This is a genomic window from Ramlibacter henchirensis, assembly GCF_004682015.1.
Taxonomy (GTDB): Bacteria; Pseudomonadota; Gammaproteobacteria; order Burkholderiales; family Burkholderiaceae_C; genus Ramlibacter; species Ramlibacter henchirensis.
In genome coordinates this window covers 1,314,083-1,333,160 of record NZ_SMLM01000001.1, presented here as the reverse complement: position 1 = coordinate 1,333,160, position 19,078 = coordinate 1,314,083, and the positions used below count along the sequence as shown (strand labels likewise).

Genomic DNA, 19,078 nt, shown 5'->3' with positions numbered 1-19,078 from the left:
TCAGTCGATGTAGCGCAGCCCGGCCCTGGCCAGCGGCTCGCGCATCTTGTACATGTCCAGGCCGAGCACGCCGGAGGCGAGCTTGGCGCGCTTCTCGCCTTCGTTGGCTTCGCGGGCCGCTGCCGCTTCCAGCGTCTTGGCGGCCATCTGGCGCGGCACGACCACGACGCCGTCGTCGTCAGCCACGACCACGTCGCCCGGGTTCACGATCATCCCGGCGCACACCACGGGGATGTTCACCGAGCCGATGGTGGCCTTGATCGTGCCCTTGGAACTCACGGCCTTGCTCCAGACGGGGAGCTGCATCTCGGTGAGCGTCTTCACGTCGCGCACTCCCGCGTCGATCACCAGCGCTCGCGCGCCGCGCGCCTTGAACGAGGTGGCCAGCAGGTCGCCGAAATAGCCGTCGGTGCACGGCGCGGTGATCGCGGCCACGACGATGTCGCCCTGTTGGATCTGCTCCGCCACCACATGCATCATCCAGTTGTCGCCCGGGTGCAGCAGCACGGTGACGGCGGTGCCCGACACCTGCGCGCCGGCATAGATCGGGCGCATGTAGGTGGACATCAGGCCGACGCGGCCCATGGCCTCGTGCACGGTGGCCGAGCCGTATTGCGCGAGCTTGTCGGTGGTCTCGCGATCGGACCGTTGGATGTTGCGGTAGACGACGCCGAGTTCGTACATGTTCAGTTCTCCTGTCCTGGTGCGACGTCAGGCCCCGCGAGCCTTCAGCAGCTTGTCCAGCCGCGGGAACACCCGCCGCGAATTGCCTTCGAAGATCGCCTGCCGGTCTTGCGGCGACAACCGCTCGCACGCATCGATGTAGCGCTTGGTGTCGTCGTAGTAGTTCCCGGTCGTCGGATCGATCCCGCGCACCGCCCCGATCATCTCGCTTGCAAAGAGCACGTTCCTGACCGGGATCACGGTGTTGAGCAGATCGATGCCCGGCTGGTGGTACACGCAGGTGTCGAAGAAGATGTTGTTCATCACGTGCGTGTCGAGCAGCGGCTTCTTCATTTCCTGCGCCAGCCCGCGGAAGCGTCCCCAGTGGTAAGGCACCGCGCCGCCGCCGTGCGGGATGATGAAGCGCAGCTTGGGGAAGTCCTTGAAGAGGTCGCCCTGCACGCACTGCATGAACGCGGTCGTGTCGGCGTTGAGGTAGTGCGCGCCAGTGGTGTGGAAGCACGCGTTGCAGCTCGTGCTGACGTGGATCATCGCCGGGATGTCGTACTCGACCATCTTCTCGTAGATCGGGTACCACCACTTGTCCGTCAGCGGCGGCTCCTTCCAGTGGCCGCCGGAGGGATCAGGGTTGAGGTTGATGCCGACGCAGCCGTATTCCTCGACGCACTTGACCAGCTCGGGGATGCAGGTCTTGGGGTCCACGCCCGGCGACTGCGGCAGCATGGCCACGGGCACGAAGTTGTCGGGGAACAGCTTGCTCACGCGGAAGCACAGCTCGTTGCAGATCCCGGCCCACGTGCTGGAGACCTGGAAGTCGCCGATGTGGTGGGCCATGAAGCTGGCGCGCGGCGAGAACAGCGTCAGGTCGTTGCCGCGCTCCTTCATCAGCCGCAACTGGTTGCCGGTGATCGTCTCGCGGATCTCGTCGTCGGAGATCTTCAGCTGCGAGACCTTGGGCATCGCGGACGGGTCCTTGATGCCGGCGATCTGCTTGTTGCGCCATTCCTCCAGCGCCTTGGGGGCCGTGGTGTAGTGACCGTGGCAGTCGATGATCATTGCAGGAGTCTCCTGGTTCTGGGGAAGGGCTCAGGCGGGGTCCATGCCGCAGCGCCGCTTCAGTTCGGCGGTCTCCGGGGAAGCCATGAAGGCGAGCAGCTCGCGCACGGCCTGCGGGTTCGCCGCAGTGGCGCACACGGCGCCGGAAAAGATGGTGTTGATCTGGACCGGGCCGGGCAGCGGCCCCAGCACGTCGATGCCTTCCAGGTGCATCAGCTCGCTGAATTGCTGGAAGCCGAGCGCCACTTCGCCCTTGGCCACTAGCGAGCCGACCGGCACGCCCGGCGGCGCCTGCACGGTGCGCTGCTTCACCTGGTCGGCGATGCCCCAGCGCTCGAACAGCTTCATCAGCGCGGTGCCGCTCGGGCCGGTGGAATAGCCGATGGTGGGCGCGGCCAGCACGGCTTGCTTCAGCGCGTCTTCGTTGCCGATGTCCGGATGCGCCGCTCCCTTTCGAACAGCGATCGCGACGCCGGAGCGCACCAGGTCCACGCGGCTTCCGGCAACCGCGTGGCCCGATGCCAGCAGCTTTTCGATCGCATCGGAGGCCAGGAACATGACGTCGAACGGCTCGCCCGCCGCGACTCGCCTGGCGGCATCGACACCGCCGACGGATTCGACGGCCAACGGGGCTCCTCCGCGCCGTTCCCAGGCGGACGCGAGTTCCGCGAGCACCTGGCGCGTGGCCATGGACGAAATCCCGCACAGCGGGGCACTCATGAGGCAGCTCCGGTCGGCATAAGAAGGCCATTCTGCAAAGGCCCGTGCGCGCGGGGAAGCAGGCGGGAGGCCTATCAGCTAGAACAAGCGCGTATACCTCTAGCAGCGCAACTACACTTTCGGCATGGATCTGCGGCAGCTGGAGTATTTCGTTCGCGTCGCCGAGCTCGGCAGTTTCACGCGCGCCGCAATCGAGCTGGACGTTGCCCAGCCGGCGCTCAGCCGCCAGGTGCGACTGCTCGAAGTCGAGCTGCGCCAGGCGCTGCTGGTGCGCAACGGCCGCGGAGCCGTCCCCACCGAAGCCGGCAAGACGCTGCTGGAACACGGCCGCGGCATCCTGCACCAAGTGCAGCGAGCGCGGGACGACCTCGGCCGATTGCGCGGCGGGCTCTCGGGCCGCGTTGCGGTCGGGCTGCCGAGCAGCGTCGCGCGCGTGCTGACCGTGCCACTGACCCGCGCATTCCGCCAGGCCATGCCCGATGCGCGCCTGTCGATCAGCGAAGGCCTGTCGGGCAGCCTTGAAGCGGGGCTGGCGAGCGGGCGACTGGATGTCGCCCTGCTCTACAACGCGCAGCCCTCGCGCGAGCTCGATGCCTCACCGCTGCTGGAGGAGGAGTTGCTGCTGGTGCGTGCCCGCCCGCCGGGTCTGCACGAAGACCCGCCGCCGGGGCCGATCGAGCTGCAGGAGGTTGCGCGGTTGCCGCTGGTGATCCCGACGCGGCCGAATGCGATCCGCATGCACGTCGAATCGGCGATGGCCGCGATCGGCTGCAAGCCCGACGTCGCGCTGGAGATCGACGGCGTGCCCGCGATCCTGGACCTGGTGCGTGACGGGGCCGGCTGCGCCATCCTCTCGCGCAACGCGCTGCTCCATTCACCCAGGCCTTCGGCGTTCACCGCGCAGCCCATCGGGCACCCCCCGCTGCGGATCCGGCTGTGCCTAGCGACCAGCGCGCAGCGGCCGGTGACGCCGGTGCAGGAGGCGGCGCTGGAACTGATCAGGAAGACGGCACCGAAGGTGGTGCCACACGCCTGAACCACAAAGCCGTCATCCCCGCGCAGGCGGGGATCCAGATGCGCGCGCAAGCGCGCTGCCCAGGAAGCCCTGGATTCCCGCCTGCGCGGGAATGACGGGGTTCGCTGCTACGCTGATGCGATGCACCGTCGCACCGTTCTCCAACTGCTGGGGCTTGCCACGACGGGCGCCGCGACCGCGAACTCACCGGCCACTCCGCTCACCAAGCCCATCCCCTCCTCCGGCGAACAGATCCCGGTCGTCGGCCTCGGTACATGGATCACGTTCAACGTCGGCCGCGACCCGCAGGGACGTCAGCAGTGCGCGGAGGTGATGCGCGCGTTCTTCGCCGCGGGAGGCCGCCTGATCGACAGCTCGCCGATGTACGGGTCTTCGCAGCCTGTGATCGGCGAAGGGCTGCAGAAGCTGGGCATGCCCAGGTCGCTGTTCTCGGCGGAGAAGGTCTGGACCTCGTCCGACGGCGCGGCGCAGATCGAGGCTTCGCGCAAGCTGTGGCAGGTCCCGCGTTTCGACCTGCTGCAGGTGCACAACCTGCTGGACTGGGAAGAGCAGTTGCCGCTTCTGCAGGAGATGAAGAAAGCGGGTCGCGTGCGCTACGTGGGCATCACCACGTCAGAAGGCCGGCGGCACCGAGACTTCGAGCAGGTCATGCGCGCGCATCGGCTCGACTTCATCCAGCTCACCTACAACCCGGTGGACCGCGAGGCCGAACAGCGGCTGCTGCCGCTCGCGCGCGAACGCGGCATCGCGGTGCTGGCCAACCGCCCGTTCCAGGAAGGCGCCCTGACGCGCAAGCTGCAGCGGCACACATTGCCGCCCTGGGCTTCGGAGATCGGCTGCACCAGCTGGGCGCAGCTGATCCTCAAGCACATCGTCACGCACCCGGCCGTGACCTGCGCGATCCCCGCGACCAGCAGCGTGGCGCACGTGCGGGAGAACATGGCGGCAGCCTCCGGCCCCATGCCGGACGAAGCCTTCCGCCGCCGCATCGCCGACCACATCGGGAAGCTCTGACCGATGTCCGAGTGGTGGAGCTACCGGCCCTCGGACTTCCTGATGTTCTCGGCCCGGACCTGGGGCCGGTTGCTCGAGGGCTGGAACCAGGCACTCTGGCCCTGGCAGGTGCCGATCGTGGCCGCGGGCGTGGGGCTGCTCTTGCTCGCCTGGCGCAATCCGGTTCGTGCGCGCGTCCCTTCGATGCTCGCCTTGGCTGCGGCGTGGGCCTGGGTGGGTTGGGCGTTCCATTGGGAACGCTTCGCGGACATCAACACCGGGGCGCGCTGGTTCGCGGTTGCTTTCGGGGTTCAGGCCACGCTGCTGGTTGCATTGGGGCTACGTCCATCGACTCCGCCGCCGGGCGGAACGCTGCGCCTTCCTGGCCTCGCGCTCGCATCGCTCGCCCTGCTCTGCCCCCTGCTCGCGCCCCTGACCGGCCGCAGCTGGGGCCAAGCCGAGACCGCGGGCGCGATGCCGGACCCGACCGCGCTGTTCACCGTCGGGTTGCTGCTCGCACTGCCGCAACGCCACCGTGGGCTGCTGCTGGCGATCCCTCTGCTCGCGCTGCTTGTAGGCTGGACGACGGCATGGCTCCTCTGGGTCGGCTGACGCGCGCACGCGCGCCGGACGCGGACGATCCTGCCTTCCAACAACAAAGGACCTCCCGTGGACACTCTCTGGTGGCTGGTGAGCATCGCCCTCATCCTGCTCGGCCTGGCCGGCATCGTGCTGCCGGCGCTGCCCGGCACGCTCTTCGTGCTCGCCGGCATCGTGCTGGGCGCGTGGATCGACGACTTCACGCGCGTCGGCTGGTTCGCCATCGCGGCGGTCACCGTGCTGGCCATCCTGGCGTGGCTGATGGACTACATCTCCGCCGTGCTCGGCGCCAAGCGGGTGGGCGCCAGCAAGCAGGCGATCTGGGGCGCGGCCATCGGCACGGTGGCCGGGATCTTCATGGGCATCATCGGCGTTTTCATCATGCCCCTCGTGGGCGCCGCCGCGGGCGAATACATCGCGCGGCGCGAACACGGTCGTGCGGTGCACGTCGGCGTGGCCACCTGGCTCGGCCTGATGGCCGGCATGCTGGCCAAGTTCGTGCTGGCCTTCGTGATGATCGGGATCTTCGTCGTCGCGCTGATGTTCTAGCGCGAGCTCGCGAGTCCGAGGAGGCATGCCGCCTCCTGCTCGTGACTTCTCTCCTTGGTGGGTTGTGACTCTGGCTGGAGCATGCGCCGGCTTTTTTCGCAGCCCCAACCAAGGAGTAGACATGGGACTTCACGCCGCGCGGCTTTCTCTTTGCGCAGCAACTTTCCTGGCCGTTCTGGCCGCAGGTTGTGGTGGTGGAGGCGGTGGCTCACCGGCCGCCCCTCCGCCGCCGGGGCCCTCCCCCGTCGGGTGGGGCGTGTTCCCCGACGCAGTCCGGGTGATCGGGAAGCAGAATTTCGATGACGGCAGCGCCTCCGATGGCACTGCGCCCGGCGAGCTCAATCTTCCGGGAGGCAGCCCGGCGGTGAGCTCCGACGGCACGCTCTTCGTGGCTCAGACGCAAGCGTCGAGGATGAAGGCCTTCAAGCAGTACATGGCAGCCGACGGACCGGACGCCGCCTTCACGTTCACCGTGGACAGCGGGGTTGTTGCGAGCGCTTCGATCCACGCGGGAAAGCTCGTCGTGGTCGAGGATCACCTGGTGGCCATCTACGACAGCGTTCCGACGGCCCCCCCCGAAGCCGGCCCGGCCCGCGTTGCGGGCGGCACGTCCGGCTGCAGCGCGAGCCAGTTGAACAATCCGGAGGCCGCCTACATCACGCCGAGGGGCCAGCTGATCGTGGCCGACTCGCGCAACCACCGTGTCCTGATCTGGAACTCGCTGGGAACCGACCTTCAGTTGGGCAACGCCGATGTCGTCGTAGGTCAGAAGGACAAGGACACCTGTGCCGCGAACGATGTCGACGGGAACGACACCACGGATGACGCGAGCGCTGCCACCCTGAACCGGCCGACGTCGGTGTGGTCGGACGGGGTCAAGCTGATCGTCGTGGACAGCCTTAACCACCGCGTGCTGGTCTGGGAAAAGCTGCCCACGACCGATTTCGAAGCGGCCGACCACGTCATCGGCCAGGTGAACCCGGGTGACAGCCTGCCGAATGCCGGGCTTCCGGCGGTCACTGCCTCGACGCTCTTCCTGCCCAAGTCGGTCGACGTGAGCGAGACGGGGCAAATGGCGGTCGCGGACCAGCAGAACCACCGGGTGCTGGTATGGAACACCATCCCGGCCGCGAGCAACGTCCCCGCGGACCAGGTGCTCGGACAACCGGATCTCCACAGCGGCGGGCGCGTCGCGGCGAGCATCAAGACCTTCAACGAGCCATCGGGCGTGCGATTCGACGGCCGGAACATGGTCGTGGTCGACGTCAGCAATTACCGGGTGCTCGTCTTCCGCGCCCGCGACTGAACATGCCGACACGGGGCAGGCCCTTCGGGGCTTCGCCCAGCCCTGCGGCCGCCGATGTGCGGCCGCTCTTTTTTTTCGGGCGACACGCCTCTCACGTTCTCACCGCGGCACCTGCCCCAAAAGCCACAGCAGGCTGGTCAAAGTGAAGAACGACATCACCGTCGTTCCCAGCTGCGCCGCCGCCGCCATGCCGTCGTGGCCGTGCTTCTGCGCGAAGATCGGGTAGATGCCCAGCATCGGCACGGCGGCCATGATCACGACGGCCGTCTGCAGCTCGCGCTCCATGGGTGGCAGCAACACGACCATCAGCAGCACGGCCAGCGGATGCACCAGCAGCTTGCCGGCGGCGATCGCCGCCACGTCGCGCGCCATGCCGCGGGCGTTGATGCCGACGAGCGAACCGCCGATCACGATCAGCGAGGTCGCGGCCGTGGAGACGGCGAACAGGTTCACCGCCTTGGCCAGCGGTTCCGGCAGCCGCCAGCCGAACAGCGAGAACAGGAAGCCCAGCGCCATGCCGTGGATCATCGGGTTGCGCACGATGCCGCGCGCGGACTGCCGCAGCGCCGCGCGCAGGCGCTCGCCGCGCGTGCCGGTCGTGCCTGCCTCGCCCAGGTCGCTGTCGGCGATCGCCAGCGCCAGCGGCAGCAGCAGGAAGTTCTCGACCACCATGGCGAGTGCGAGCGCGACGCCCGCGGTGGACCCGCCGAACACCTGCATCACCAGCGGAAACCCGATGAAGCCGCTGTTCGGGCACGACGTGCCCATGCCGACGATGGCGCTGGCCGACAGCGACTTGCCCGCCACGCGGCGCGCCCAGAAAAATCCCGCGGCCATTGAGAGCAGCGAGCCGCCCGCGTAGGCCGCGACGAAGATCGGGTTCAGCACCTCGGCCACGCTGCGCTGCGAGAGCGCGTTGAACAGCAGCGCGGGGAGCGCCAGGTTGATCACGTACTTGCCGAAGGTGCGCATCTCCGCGCGGGCGAACAGGCCACTGCGGGTGGCGAGCCACCCCACCGCCATCACCAGGTAGATCGGGACGGTGATGGACAGGACGGCGAGCACGCGCGGCCGGCCCTCAGCGCTGGCGCGCGGCGATCAGCGCGTCGGCGTAGGCCTGCCAGGGCGCGTCCTTCGGGATGTCCTTGAACACGCCTTGTGCCGCGAGGTCCGCCACCCACTGCTGCTTCTCGGCGATGGCGGCCGTCATCATCGGCGGGAAACCTGCTTCCTTCACCGTGTTGGCCGACTCGCGCATCTCCTCGGCGCGGCGCCTGCCGTGCTGCACGACGCGGCTGAAGAAGTACGCGCCTTGCTTGTGCCAGTCGATCTGCGGAAAGGTCTCGGCCAGCGTGGGCAGCACATGCTCTTCCACGCCGTACTGGCGCGCGGTGGCGTAGCTCTCGATCACCAGCGCTTCCAGTCCCTTGATCATCACGCTGCGGCACATCTTGATCGCGCTGGCCACGCCCAGCCGCTCGGACACGGGCCTGGCGTCCAGCCCCCAGCCGGTGAGCAGGTCCGCCAGGCTCGCGGCCTTCGCGCCGCCCAGCAGCATCGGCACGCGGATGCCGTACGGCGGCACCGAAGTCATCACGCCCGCCTCGACGTAGTGCGCGCCGCGCTCGCCGACCGCCGCAGCGGCCTGCTGCTTGGTGCCGGGCGAGGCCGAGTTCAGGTCCAGGAACAGCGTGCCGGGCCGCAGCAGGCCCGCGGCCTCCCGCGCCACGGCCAGCGTGTTGGACGCGGTCACGGCCGAGATCACCAGGTCGCTGGATTCGCACAGCGCCTTCATCGACTCGTGCGCCACCACGCCGGCGCCGCGTGCATGTGCGAGTTCCGCTTCCCGGGTGGCCGGTTGCGCGAACTTCAGGTCCCAGGCGCCCGCCTGGACCACGCCGGGTTTGGACTTGAGTCCCTGCGCGAAGATCTTGCCGACTTCGCCGTAGCCGATCAGGCCGATGCGTTGCAGTTGCATGGTGTCTCCTTACTGCCGGGGGATGCCGGCGCGGGCGATCACGTCGGACCAGCGCCGCACGTCGGCCGCGAGGTGCTCGCCCAGCTGCGCCGGCGTGCTGCCCTGCGCGACGAGGTTCAGTTCGGCGAGCCGCTGCCGCACGTCGGGCTTCGCGACCGCTGCGTTGACCTCGCGAGCCAGGCGCTCGATGGCGGCGGCGGGCGTGCGCGCCGGCACGGCCAGGCCGTTCCATGACGTGACGTTGAACGAAGCCAGCGCACCACCCGCCTCGCGGGCGGTGGGCACGTCCGGGAACTGCGGCGCGCGCTTCGCGCCGAGCACCGCGAGCGGCCGCAGCGCCTTCGATTTGATCTGGCCCACCAGCGGGCCGAGGATGTCCACGCCCGCATCGATCTCGCCCGAGCGCAGCGCGGTGATCACCGGCGGCGTGCCGTTGAACGGCACCACCTGACCCGAGATGCCGGCGGTTGCCTTGAACAGTTCCGCCGCGAGGTTCTGGGTCGTGCCCACCTGCGGCGAACCGAGGTTGAGCTTGCCCGGATTCGCGCGCGCATAGGCGAGCAGGTCCTGCAGCGACTTGAACCGCCCTCCTTCGGCCGCGACCAGCACCAGGTCGAACGTGGCCATCAGCGACACCGGCGCGAAGTCGCGCAGCGTGTCGAACGGCAGCGATTTGAACAGGGCCGCGCTCACCGCCGTGCCGCTGGAGACCAGCAGCATGGTGTGGCCGTCGGGCTCGGCGCGCGAGACGAGTTCACCGGCCACGACACCGCCGGCGCCCGGCTTGTTCTCGATCACAACGGGTTGCCCGAGCGCGGGCGACATCGCCTGCCCCACGGTGCGCGCCGTCAGGTCCGCAGCGCCGCCGGGGGCATTCGGGACGACAATGCGCAGCGGGCGCGAGGGAAAGGCCGGCTGCGCGCGAGCGAAGGCGGGCATGGCGGCCGTGGCCAGGAGGAAGCTGCGGCGGCTGGTCATGAATCTGAAATGCGGACTGCCTTACGCAGAAGGCGCGGGAAGTACGCAGAAAACGCAGAGTTCTCGAAGGTGGATACCTTCATTGTCTTCTCTGCGCTTTCTGCGCTCTTTCTGCGCTTTCTGCGCTTTCTGCGTACGGCTGCCCGCCTTCACCGCGCCACGCCCAGCAACCGGTCCAGCAATGCCGGATCCGCCCGCAGCTCGCGCGCGGTGCCGCTGTGCACCACGGTGCCGCGGTCGAGCACCACGGCCCGGTCGGAGATGGCCAGGATGGCCTGCGGATGCTGCTCGACGATGATGGCCGAGAGGCCTTCGTCGCGGGTGATGCGGCGGATGGCGCGCAGCAGTTCCTCCACGATGATCGGCGCGAGGCCTTCGAGCGGCTCGTCCAGCAGCAGCAGCCGCGGGTTGAGCACCAGCGCGCGGCCGACGGCCAGCATCTGCTGCTCGCCGCCCGACAGCTGCGTGCCCAGGTTGCCCTTGCGCTCCGCCAGCCGCGGGAACATCGTGTAGACCGCATCGGTCGTCCAGCGACCGGGCCGCGCCACCGCCGTGAGGTTCTCGTGCACGGTGAGCGACTTGAAGATGTTGCGCTCCTGCGGCACCCAGCCGATGCCGGCCGCGGCGCGCTGGTGCGGCGCGAGCTTGTGCAGCGCCGCGCCGCCGAGCGTCATCGTTCCGCCGTGCTGGCGCGTCGCGCCTGCCAGCGTGTTGATCAGCGTCGTCTTGCCGGTGCCGTTGCGGCCCAGCAGCGCGAGCGTCGCGCCCTCGTCGAGGGAGAAGGACACGTCCTGCAGCACCACGGCTTCGCCGTAGCCGGCCGAGAGGCGGTCGACCTTGAGCAGTTCAGGCATGGGCCGGCGCCTCCTCCCCCGCGGTTGCACCGTGCCCGAGGTAGACCTCGCGCACGCGCGGGTCGGCCGCGATCTGCTCGGGGTCGCCCTCGGTGAGCACGGCGCCGTTGACCAGCACCGTCATGCGCTTTGCGAAGCTGAACACCAGGTCCATGTCGTGCTCGATGAGCAGCACCGAGACGTCAGCCGGCAAGGCGGCCACCGTCTGCAGGATCTCTTCGCGCTCGCCCGCGGGCACGCCGGCCACCGGCTCGTCCAGCAGCAGCACGCGCGGATCGCACGCCAGCGCGATCGCGATCTCCAGCAGGCGGCGCTTGCCGTAGGCCAGGTACTCGGTCGGGATGTCCATGACTTCGGCGAGCCGGAAGCGCTCCAGCAACTGCTCGCTGCGCTCCGTGACGCCGCGGTCGCGGCCGAGCGCCTGCCAGAACGTGCCGCCCAGGCCGCGCTGCTGCGAGACCACCAGCGCCAGCGTCTGCAGCGGCGTCATCGACGAGAACAGCTGGTTGATCTGGAAGGTGCGCACCATGCCGCGCCGCACGCGCAGGTGTGGCGCGAGGCGCGTGATGTCCTGGCCTTCGAGCACGATGCGTCCGGCGGTCGGCTCCAGCACGCCGGTGAGCAGGTTGACCAGCGTGGTCTTGCCGGCGCCGTTGGGGCCGATCAGCGCATGGCGCGCGCCGCGGCGCAGGTCGAGCGTGACGTGGCTGGTGGCGGTGATGCCGCCGAACTTCTTGACCAGGCCCGCGCAGGAGAGGACGACGTCGCTCATGCCGCCCTCCCTCGCCGGAAGATCGTCCAGGGCTTGAGCAGCCGGTCGCGGCCCACCAGCACCAGCACGACCAGGAACAGGCCGAGCCAGAACGTCCAGTACTGGGGCGTGATCGCCGAGAGGAAGTCCTGCATCAGCTTGAAGACGATGGCGCCGAGCACGCCGCCATAGAGCCAGCCGGTGCCGCCGACCACCAGGATCAGCATCACGTCGGCCGAGCGGTGGAACTCGAACACGTCGAGCGAGGCGAACCCCGTGGTCTGCGCCAGCAGCGCGCCGGCGGCTCCCGCCAGCGCCGCGGCGATGGTGTAGGCCACGGTGATGCGCGAGCCCACCGGGATGCCGATGGACATCGCGCGCAGGCGGTTGTCACGGATTGCCTTGAGCGTGGCGCCGAAAGGCGAGTGCATCAGGCGCCGCGAGATGAAGAAGAAGATGAGCAGCACCGTCAGCGAGTACCACGCGGCGGTGCGCCCCGCCAGGTCGAATTCGAACTTGCCGAGCAGCGGCCCCATGACCACGCCCTGCAGGCCGTCGGCGCCACCGGTCAGCCAATCCAGCTTGTTGGCCAGCTCCAGCAGGATCAGCGCCGCGCCCAGCGTCACCATCAGCCGCGTGAGGTCGCTGCCGCGCTGCACGGTGAAGCTGGCGGCCGCGCCGAGCACCGTCGCCGCGGCGATGCCGACCGCCAGGCCGACGAGCGGGTCGGGCATGAAGTGCTTGGCGAACAGCGCCGCCGCGTAGGCGCCGAAGCCGAAGAACGCCGCGTGGCCCAGCGACACGATGCCGGTGAAGCCCAGCACCAGGTCGAGCGAGAGCGCGAACAGCGCCGTGATCGCGATCTCGTTGACGATGGCCGCGTACTGCGACAGCACGAGGGGCGAGGCGAACGCCACCACCCACAGCAGCGGTTCCCAAAGGCGCCAGCGCGTGGCGCTGCGCAGCGAGGCGTGTGCGCGATCGGCGTTCATGCCTTGCCTCCCTGCCGCACGAACAGCCCCTGCGGCCGCCAGATCAGGATGACGATCATCAGCAGGTACACGATGAAGGCGCCCATCTTCGGGATGTAGTACTTGCCGGCCACGTCGGCGATGCCCAGCAGCAATGCCGCGAGCAGCGGGCCGGTGATGGAGGACGTGCCGCCCACCGCCACCACGATCAGGAAATAGATCATGAACTTGAGCGGGAAGCTCGGGTCCAGCCCCAGCACCTCGGCGCCCAGCGCGCCGCCGAGGCCCGCCAGGCCGCTGCCGAAGGCGAAGGTGGAGAGGAACACGATGTTCACGTTGATGCCCAGGCCCGCGGCCACGCGCTGGTCGTCCACCGACGCGCGCAGGCGGCTGCCGAAGCGCGTGCGGGACAGGATGTACTGCAGCACCAGCGTGAGGACGGCGCACACCGCGACGATGAACAGGCGATAGTGGCCCATGCCCAGCGTCCAGGCGCCGCTGCCGATCTCGGTGCGGCCGCGCAGCCATTGCGGCAGCTGGATGAACTGCTGGGTGGAGCCCATGAAGTAGTCGACGCTGGCCACCGCCATGAACGTGAGGCCGATGGAGAACAGCACCTGGTCCAGGTGCGGCTTGCGGTACAGCGGCCGGTACAGCGTGCGCTCGAGCACCGCGCCGATCAGCGCCGCGCCGAGGAAGGCCAGCGGCAGGCACAGCAGGAACGGCACGCCGGCACGCTGCATCAGCAGCACCGTGATGTAGCCGCCCGCCATGGCGAACGCGCCATGCGCCAGGTTGATGAAGTTCATCAACCCCATGGTCACCGCCAGCCCCAGGGCCAGGATGAACAGCAGCATGCCGTAGGCGATGCCGTCGAAGAGGATGGTGAGCATGGGAGTGGACTTTCTCCCTCCCCCTCCGGGGGAGGGCTGGGGTGGGGGCACGCACCGCGCCGGATCAGGCGCTGCGCCGCCATGAGCGCCGGAGCGCCCCCACCCCTACCCTCCCCCAGAGGGGGAGGGAGTTTCCTTTCTTACTTCGTCTTCCCCGGATCCTTCACATCCTTGATGACGTCGAACTCCACGTTCCACAGCTGCCCGTCCTTCTTCTCCACCTTGCGCAGGTAGACGTTGTGGACGACGTCGCGGGTCTGGGCGTCGATGAAGACGGGGCCGCGCGGGCTTTCGAAGATCTGTCCCTTCATGGCCTCGACCAGGGCGGGGCCGCCGCCCTTGCCGCCGGTCTTCTTCAGCGCTTCGTAGATCACGCGCATGCCGTCGTAGCCGCCCACGGCCATGAAGTTGGGGCGCAGGTTCCTGTTGGCTTTCTGGAAGGCCTCGACGAACTTCTTGTTGGCCGGCGAGGGGTGCGCGGCCGAGTAGTGGTGCGAGGTGACCACGTTCAGCGCGACATCGCCCATGTCGTTGAGCTGGTCGTCGTCCGTCACGTCGCCGGTGGCGATCAGCTTGATGCCGGCCTTGTCCATGCCGCGTTCGCCGAACTGCTTCATCACCGCGGCGCCGGCGCCGGACGGCACGAAGACGAACAGCGCGTCGGGCTTGAGGTCGCGCACCTTCTGCAGGAAGGGGGCGAAGTCGGGGTTGCGCAGCGGCACGCGCAGCGACTCGGGCACCTTGCCGCCGTTGAACTGCAGGCGCTCCTTGAAGTACTTCTCCGCGTCGATGCCCGGGCCGTAGTCGGTCACCAGGGTCACCACGTTCTTGATGTTGTTCTTCGGCGCCCAGTCGGCCAGCGCCACCGACACCTGCGGCAGCGTGAAGCTGGTGCGCACGATGAAGGGCGAAGCCTCGGTGATGCTCGACGTCGCGGCGGCCATCACCACCAGCGGCGTCTTCGATTGCGTCGCAATCGGTGCGACAGCCATCGCCGAAGGCGTGATGCCCATGCCGGCGAGCACGTCCACCTTTTCGTTGACCACGAGTTCCTGCGCCAGGCGGCGGGTCTGGTCCGGCAGGCTGGTGTCGTCCTTGACGATCAGTTCCACCTTGCGGCCGGCCACGGTATCGCCGTTCTGCGCGATCCACAGGCGCGCGGCGGCCTCGATCTGGCGGCCGGTGGTGGCCTGCTGGCCGGTCATCGGCAGGATGAGGCCGATCTTGAACGGCGCGCCCTGGGCCCAGGCCAGCGGGCCCGCGGACACCAGGGTGGCGCACGCGGCGGCCTGGAGCAGGGTTCTCTTCTTCATGGTGGTCTCCTTGTGGTCGAAAGGGATGGTGCCTGCGCGGCCGCCGGCCGGCCGGCCGCGATTGTCTTCACGCCTGCCGCCGGGGCAAAGGCAGGCGCCGCTCTATCAGCTATCCAGATTCAGCATAGCCCTGCCCGAGGCATCGCATGGTGCTCAGGCCCGCTTGCGGATCAGCCGCACGCCGGGCATCCAGTCGGCATGCTGGTGGCTGCTGACGGCCTCGCGCAGGTTGCGCTGGGCGAGGCGGGAATGCTCCCGCATGATGGCCTCGGCCCGGCTGCCCTCGCGCTGGTCAATCGCTTCCAGGACCTGACGGTGCTGGTCCTGCGCGACCACGAGCATGTCGCGCGCACGGGGCCCGTTGGCCTGCACCACCGCGAAGGCAGAAGGCGAGGCGAACGGCAGGCTCACCACACGCTCGAGCTCGCGCGCGAGCACGGGGCTGGCGGCCATCTCGCTCAGCAATGAATGGAACCGCCCGTTGTGCTTCACGTAGCGGCTGAAGGATTCGTCGTCCAGCGCCGGCTGGGCCAGGAGTTCGTCGATCGCGTCGAGGCATTCGCGCGCTTCGGCGAGAGCGCCGGCCGGCGCGCCGCGTTCGGCGGCCAGGCGCGCGGCCAGGCCTTCGATCGTGCCGCGCAATTCGATCGCGTCCGCGGCGTCGCGTTCGGAAAACGTCCGCACCGCGTAGCCGCCCCCGGGCAGCGACTGAAGCAGCCCCTCCTGCTCGAGCCGCATCAGCGCCGCGCGGATCGGCGTGCGCGAGACGCCCAGCTTTTCCACGATGGCCAGTTCGGCGATGCGCGCCCCGCCGGGCAACTCGCCGGCCAGCACCATCTCGCGGAGCCGGAGCTGCGCCCGCACGGCCTGGGAGGTGCCGGAGTCGGCTTCGGAGGCGGGAAGCGAAGGCGCTGTCATGGCTCAGTTGTATACATCCGGCAGTCTATCGGCAGCCTTCAGGTCGCAGCAACCCCGCGTTTCCACGGAGGAATCTCCGGCGCGATCCGACCGGTTGCGATTCCTGTATACATAGAATATCCTCCAGCCCCTTTCCAGACCCTGCCCGCCATGTTCCCGAAGAACGCCTGGTACGTCGCCTGCACGCCCGACGAGATCGACGCCAAACCCCTGGGGCGCACCATCTGCAACGAGAAGATCGTGTTCTACCGGCCGCAGGAAGGCCAGGTGGCGGCGGTCGAGGACTTCTGCCCGCACCGCGGCGCGCAGCTTTCGCTGGGACGCGTCTGCGAAGGCAACCTGGTCTGCGGCTACCACGGCCTGGTGATGGGCTGCGACGGAAAGACCGTCTCCATGCCCGGCCAGCGCGTGCAGGGCTTCCCGAAGATCCGCGCCTATCCGGTGGTCGAGCGCTACGGCTTCGTCTGGGTCTGGCCCGGCGACGCGGCCCAGGCCGACCCCGCGAAGATCCACCACCTCGAGTGGGCCGAGAACCCGGACTGGGCCTACGGCGGCGGCCTGTACCACATCCAGTGCGACTACCGCCTGATGGTGGACAACCTGATGGACCTGACGCACGAGACGTACGTGCATTCCACCAGCATCGGGCAGAAGGAGATCGACGAATCGCCGGTCACGACCCGCACCGAAGGCGACCGCGTGATCACCAGCCGCTTCATGGACAACGTGATGGCGCCGCCCTTCTGGCGCGCCAACCTGCGCGGCAACCACCTGGCCGACGACGTGCCGGTGGACCGCTGGCAGGTGTGCCACTTCGTCCCGCCCAGCCACATCATGATCGAGGTCGGCGTGGCCCATGCCGGCAAGGGCGGCTACAACGCCGACCCGAAGGACAAGGTCTACAGCATCGTGGTGGACTTCCTCACGCCCGAGACCGAAACCAGCATGTGGTATTTCTGGGGGATGGCGCGCAACTTCAATCCCAAGGACCGCAACCTGACGGCGCAGATCCGCGATGGCCAGGCCCGCGTGTTCGCGGAGGACACGGCCGTGCTCGAAGCGCAGCAGCGCAACCTGTCGGCCTACCCGAATCGCAAGCTGCTGATGCTCAACATCGACGCGGGCGGCGTGCAGGCGCGCCGCATCATCGACCGCCTGCTCGCGCAGGAGCAGCCCGCGCAGCTCGCGGCATGATCAGGCCATGAGCGATCTCGTCGTCAAGGTGCTGAGCAAGCGCCAGGAAGCCCAGGACATCGCCAGCTACGAGCTCGGCCGGGAGGACGGCGGTCCCCTGCCCGCCTTCAGCGCCGGCTCGCACGTGGACGTGCACGTGCCCGGCGGGCTGGTGCGGCAGTACTCGCTGTGCAACGACGCGGGTGAGCGCCACCGCTACCGCATCGCCGTGCTGCGCGACCCGAAGACGCGCGGCGGTTCGGCCAACATGCACGACAGCGTGAAGGAGGGCGACACGCTCACCATCAGCGAGCCGCGCAACCACTTCCCTCTGGTTCATGCGCAGCGCACCGTGCTGCTGGCCGGCGGCATCGGCATCACGCCCCTGCTGTGCATGGCGCAGCGGCTGCATTCCATCGGCGCGGACTTCGACCTGCATTACTGCACGCGCTCGGCCACGCGCACCGCCTTCCGCGACGAGATCCTGGCATCGCCCTTCGCGGGCCGGGTGAAGTTCCATTTCGACGACGGCCCGCCCGAGCAGAAGCTGGACCTGCTTAAGGCGCTGGGGCCTCATGAGCAGGGCACGCACCTGTACATCTGCGGCCCGACGGGCTTCATCGAGTACGTCACGCAGACGGCGCACGGCCTCGGCTGGACGTCGGGGCAGATCCACCTGGAGTACTTCGGCGCCGCGCCGCAGGACACCGCGGGGGACCGTCCGTTCGACATCAAGGTGGCCAGCAGCGGCAAGGTGATCCGCGTGGCCGCCGACCAGACGGTGGTGCAGGCGCTCGCGGCCGAAGGCGTGGAGGTGATGACGTCGTGCGAGCAGGGCGTGTGCGGCACCTGCATCACGCGCGTGCTGGAAGGCGAATGCGACCACCGCGACCTGTACTTCACCGACGAGGAGAAGGCCCGGCACGACCAGTTCACGCCCTGCTGCTCGCGGGCGAAGAGCTCGGTGCTGGTGCTGGACCTCTGAGTAACAGCCGTACGCGGAAGACGCGGAAAGGACGCAGAAAGCGCAGAACATCACTGTTAGATTTCTCCGCGTTTTCTGCGTGATTTCTGCGCTTTCTGCGTACCGAACCGCTCCCGAATTCATTCATCCAACGAGGACGACAAACCATGATGCAACTCCCCGCCCGCTACGACCATGTGGGCAGCTTCCTTCGGCCCAAGTACCTGCTGGAAGCGCGAGAGAAGAAAGCCAAGGGCGAGATCACGCCCGCGCAGCTGCGCGAGGTGGAGGACAAGGCCATCGCCGAGATCGTGAAGTTCCAGGAGGGCATCGGCCTCAAGAGCATCACCGACGGCGAGTTCCGCCGCACCTATTTCCACATCGACTTCCTGGAGCAGCTGGGCGGCGTGAAAACCGACATCCCGGTCACGATCAGGAAGCCGGACGGCAGCGAGGAGCTGGCGCCGCCCGTGATCCGCGTCATCGACAAGGTGCGCCATGCCAAGGACATCCAGAAGCCCGACTTCGAGTACCTCAGGTCCCAGGTTTCGGCGGGCCACACGCCCAAGGTGACGATCCCCTCGCCCACCATGCTGCACTTCCGCGGCGGCCGCGCGGGCATCAGCAAGGAGGCGTATCCCGAGCTGGACCCGACGTTCTACGACGACGTGGCGCAGGCCTACGGCGACGAGCTGCGCTCGCTCCACGCGGCGGGCTGCCGCTACGTGCAGATGGACGACACCAACCTGGCCTACCTGTGCGACGAGAAGATGCGCGACGCGGCGCGCCAGCGCGGCGACGACCCGAACGAGCTGCCGCACCGCTATGCCAAGTTCATCAACAAGGTCGTGGCCCAGAAGCCGCAAGGCATGCTGCTGGCCATGCACCTGTGCCGCGGCAACTTCAAGAGCACCTTCGCGGCGGCCGGCAACTACGAGCCGGTCGCGGAAGCGCTGCTCAAGGAGATGGACATCGACGCGTATTTCATGGAGTACGACGACGACCGCTCAGGCGACTTCCGCCCCCTGCGCTACCTGCCCAAGGGCAAGACCGTGGTGCTCGGCCTGGTGACCACCAAGTTCGGCCAGCTCGAAAGCAAGGACGTGCTCAAGCGCCGCATCGACGAGGCCGCGAAGTACGCCCCCATGGAGCAGTTGGCCCTGTCGCCGCAGTGCGGCTTCTCCAGCACGGTGCACGGCAACAACATCGCGGTGGAAGACCAGCGCAACAAGCTGAGGCTGGTGGTGGAGACGGCGCAGGAAGTCTGGGGCGGCTGACGCCCGGCTTTACCCGCCGAAACACCTCCGCGCACGCCGGCGACACGCCGCGCACAAGCCCTTG

The 19,078-nt window shown here is 68.5% G+C and carries 20 protein-coding genes; 8 read left to right on the top strand and 12 right to left on the bottom strand.

What is annotated here, in order from left to right; genetic code table 11:
- From ligK to EZ313_RS06600, 3 genes are read right to left on the bottom strand one after another with little or no spacing between them, the layout of a single operon-like run.
- Entirely contained in the window at positions 1–684 is a 684-nt protein-coding gene (gene ligK / locus EZ313_RS06610; protein ID WP_135262399.1) for a 4-carboxy-4-hydroxy-2-oxoadipate aldolase/oxaloacetate decarboxylase, read from the bottom strand.
- Positions 685–711: 27 nt separating this feature from the next.
- Positions 712–1,740 (bottom strand): amidohydrolase family protein, encoded by a 1,029-nt coding sequence (locus EZ313_RS06605; RefSeq protein WP_135262398.1) that lies wholly within the window; start codon positions 1,738–1,740, stop codon positions 712–714.
- 30 nt (positions 1,741–1,770) lie between these two features.
- Positions 1,771–2,460 carry a substrate-binding domain-containing protein gene (locus EZ313_RS06600; RefSeq protein WP_135262397.1) on the bottom strand — a complete coding sequence of 230 codons (690 nt, stop codon included), beginning with the start codon at positions 2,458–2,460 and terminating at the stop codon, positions 1,771–1,773.
- A 124-nt stretch (positions 2,461–2,584) separates the two neighbouring features.
- Here EZ313_RS06600 and EZ313_RS06595 point away from each other — a divergent pair, with 124 nt between their 5' ends.
- From EZ313_RS06595 to EZ313_RS06570, 5 genes are all read left to right on the top strand, one after another.
- Positions 2,585–3,496 (top strand): LysR substrate-binding domain-containing protein, encoded by a 912-nt coding sequence (locus tag EZ313_RS06595; protein WP_135262396.1) that lies wholly within the window; start codon positions 2,585–2,587, stop codon positions 3,494–3,496.
- A 120-nt stretch (positions 3,497–3,616) separates the two neighbouring features.
- On the top strand, positions 3,617–4,510 hold the full coding sequence (locus EZ313_RS06585; RefSeq protein WP_135262394.1) for an aldo/keto reductase: 894 nt from the start codon (positions 3,617–3,619) through the stop codon (positions 4,508–4,510).
- 3 nt (positions 4,511–4,513) lie between these two features.
- On the top strand, positions 4,514–5,101 hold the full coding sequence (locus EZ313_RS06580; protein WP_135262393.1) for a DUF6064 family protein: 588 nt from the start codon (positions 4,514–4,516) through the stop codon (positions 5,099–5,101).
- Between the two features lie 57 nt (positions 5,102–5,158).
- A complete protein-coding gene (locus tag EZ313_RS06575) occupies positions 5,159–5,638 on the top strand; it encodes a DUF456 domain-containing protein (RefSeq protein WP_135262392.1) in 480 nt (159 codons plus the stop codon).
- 121 nt (positions 5,639–5,759) lie between these two features.
- Positions 5,760–6,944 (top strand): NHL repeat-containing protein, encoded by a 1,185-nt coding sequence (locus tag EZ313_RS06570; protein WP_167772538.1) that lies wholly within the window; start codon positions 5,760–5,762, stop codon positions 6,942–6,944.
- Positions 6,945–7,043: 99 nt separating this feature from the next.
- Here EZ313_RS06570 and EZ313_RS06565 read toward each other — a convergent pair whose 3' ends face one another.
- From EZ313_RS06565 to EZ313_RS06525, 9 genes are all read right to left on the bottom strand, one after another.
- Positions 7,044–8,009, bottom strand: coding sequence for an AEC family transporter (locus EZ313_RS06565; protein ID WP_135262390.1), 966 nt, complete (start codon positions 8,007–8,009; stop codon positions 7,044–7,046).
- A gap of 13 nt (positions 8,010–8,022) precedes the next feature.
- Positions 8,023–8,922, bottom strand: a complete 900-nt coding sequence (locus EZ313_RS06560) for an NAD(P)-dependent oxidoreductase (protein WP_135262389.1) — start codon at positions 8,920–8,922, stop codon at positions 8,023–8,025.
- 9 nt (positions 8,923–8,931) lie between these two features.
- Complete coding sequence (locus EZ313_RS06555) at positions 8,932–9,900, bottom strand: Bug family tripartite tricarboxylate transporter substrate binding protein (protein ID WP_135262388.1); 969 nt, start codon at positions 9,898–9,900, stop codon at positions 8,932–8,934.
- Positions 9,901–10,049: 149 nt separating this feature from the next.
- The gene (locus tag EZ313_RS06550; protein ID WP_135262387.1) at positions 10,050–10,754 is read right to left on the bottom strand and encodes an ABC transporter ATP-binding protein; all 705 of its coding nucleotides are present in this window, start codon (positions 10,752–10,754) and stop codon (positions 10,050–10,052) included.
- On the bottom strand, positions 10,747–11,526 hold the full coding sequence (locus tag EZ313_RS06545; protein WP_135262386.1) for an ABC transporter ATP-binding protein: 780 nt from the start codon (positions 11,524–11,526) through the stop codon (positions 10,747–10,749). The genes EZ313_RS06550 and EZ313_RS06545 overlap by 8 nt, the downstream gene beginning before the upstream one ends.
- Entirely contained in the window at positions 11,523–12,497 is a 975-nt protein-coding gene (locus EZ313_RS06540; protein WP_135262385.1) for a branched-chain amino acid ABC transporter permease, read from the bottom strand. The genes EZ313_RS06545 and EZ313_RS06540 overlap by 4 nt, the downstream gene beginning before the upstream one ends.
- Entirely contained in the window at positions 12,494–13,369 is an 876-nt protein-coding gene (locus tag EZ313_RS06535) for a branched-chain amino acid ABC transporter permease (RefSeq protein ID WP_135262384.1), read from the bottom strand. The genes EZ313_RS06540 and EZ313_RS06535 overlap by 4 nt, the downstream gene beginning before the upstream one ends.
- A 140-nt stretch (positions 13,370–13,509) precedes the next feature.
- The gene (locus tag EZ313_RS06530) at positions 13,510–14,682 is read right to left on the bottom strand and encodes an ABC transporter substrate-binding protein (protein ID WP_135262383.1); all 1,173 of its coding nucleotides are present in this window, start codon (positions 14,680–14,682) and stop codon (positions 13,510–13,512) included.
- A gap of 153 nt (positions 14,683–14,835) precedes the next feature.
- Positions 14,836–15,600 (bottom strand): GntR family transcriptional regulator, encoded by a 765-nt coding sequence (locus EZ313_RS06525; protein ID WP_135262382.1) that lies wholly within the window; start codon positions 15,598–15,600, stop codon positions 14,836–14,838.
- A 150-nt stretch (positions 15,601–15,750) separates the two neighbouring features.
- Between EZ313_RS06525 and EZ313_RS06520 the strand changes: the two genes are divergently transcribed.
- The 3 genes from EZ313_RS06520 to EZ313_RS06510 all read left to right on the top strand — a co-directional run bounded on the left by EZ313_RS06520 (position 15,751) and on the right by EZ313_RS06510 (position 19,014).
- Complete coding sequence (locus EZ313_RS06520) at positions 15,751–16,794, top strand: aromatic ring-hydroxylating dioxygenase subunit alpha (RefSeq protein WP_135262381.1); 1,044 nt, start codon at positions 15,751–15,753, stop codon at positions 16,792–16,794.
- A gap of 7 nt (positions 16,795–16,801) precedes the next feature.
- On the top strand, positions 16,802–17,758 hold the full coding sequence (locus EZ313_RS06515; protein ID WP_135262380.1) for a PDR/VanB family oxidoreductase: 957 nt from the start codon (positions 16,802–16,804) through the stop codon (positions 17,756–17,758).
- A gap of 146 nt (positions 17,759–17,904) precedes the next feature.
- Positions 17,905–19,014, top strand: a complete 1,110-nt coding sequence (locus EZ313_RS06510) for a 5-methyltetrahydropteroyltriglutamate--homocysteine S-methyltransferase (RefSeq protein WP_135262379.1) — start codon at positions 17,905–17,907, stop codon at positions 19,012–19,014.
- Positions 19,015–19,078 lie beyond the last annotated feature (64 nt).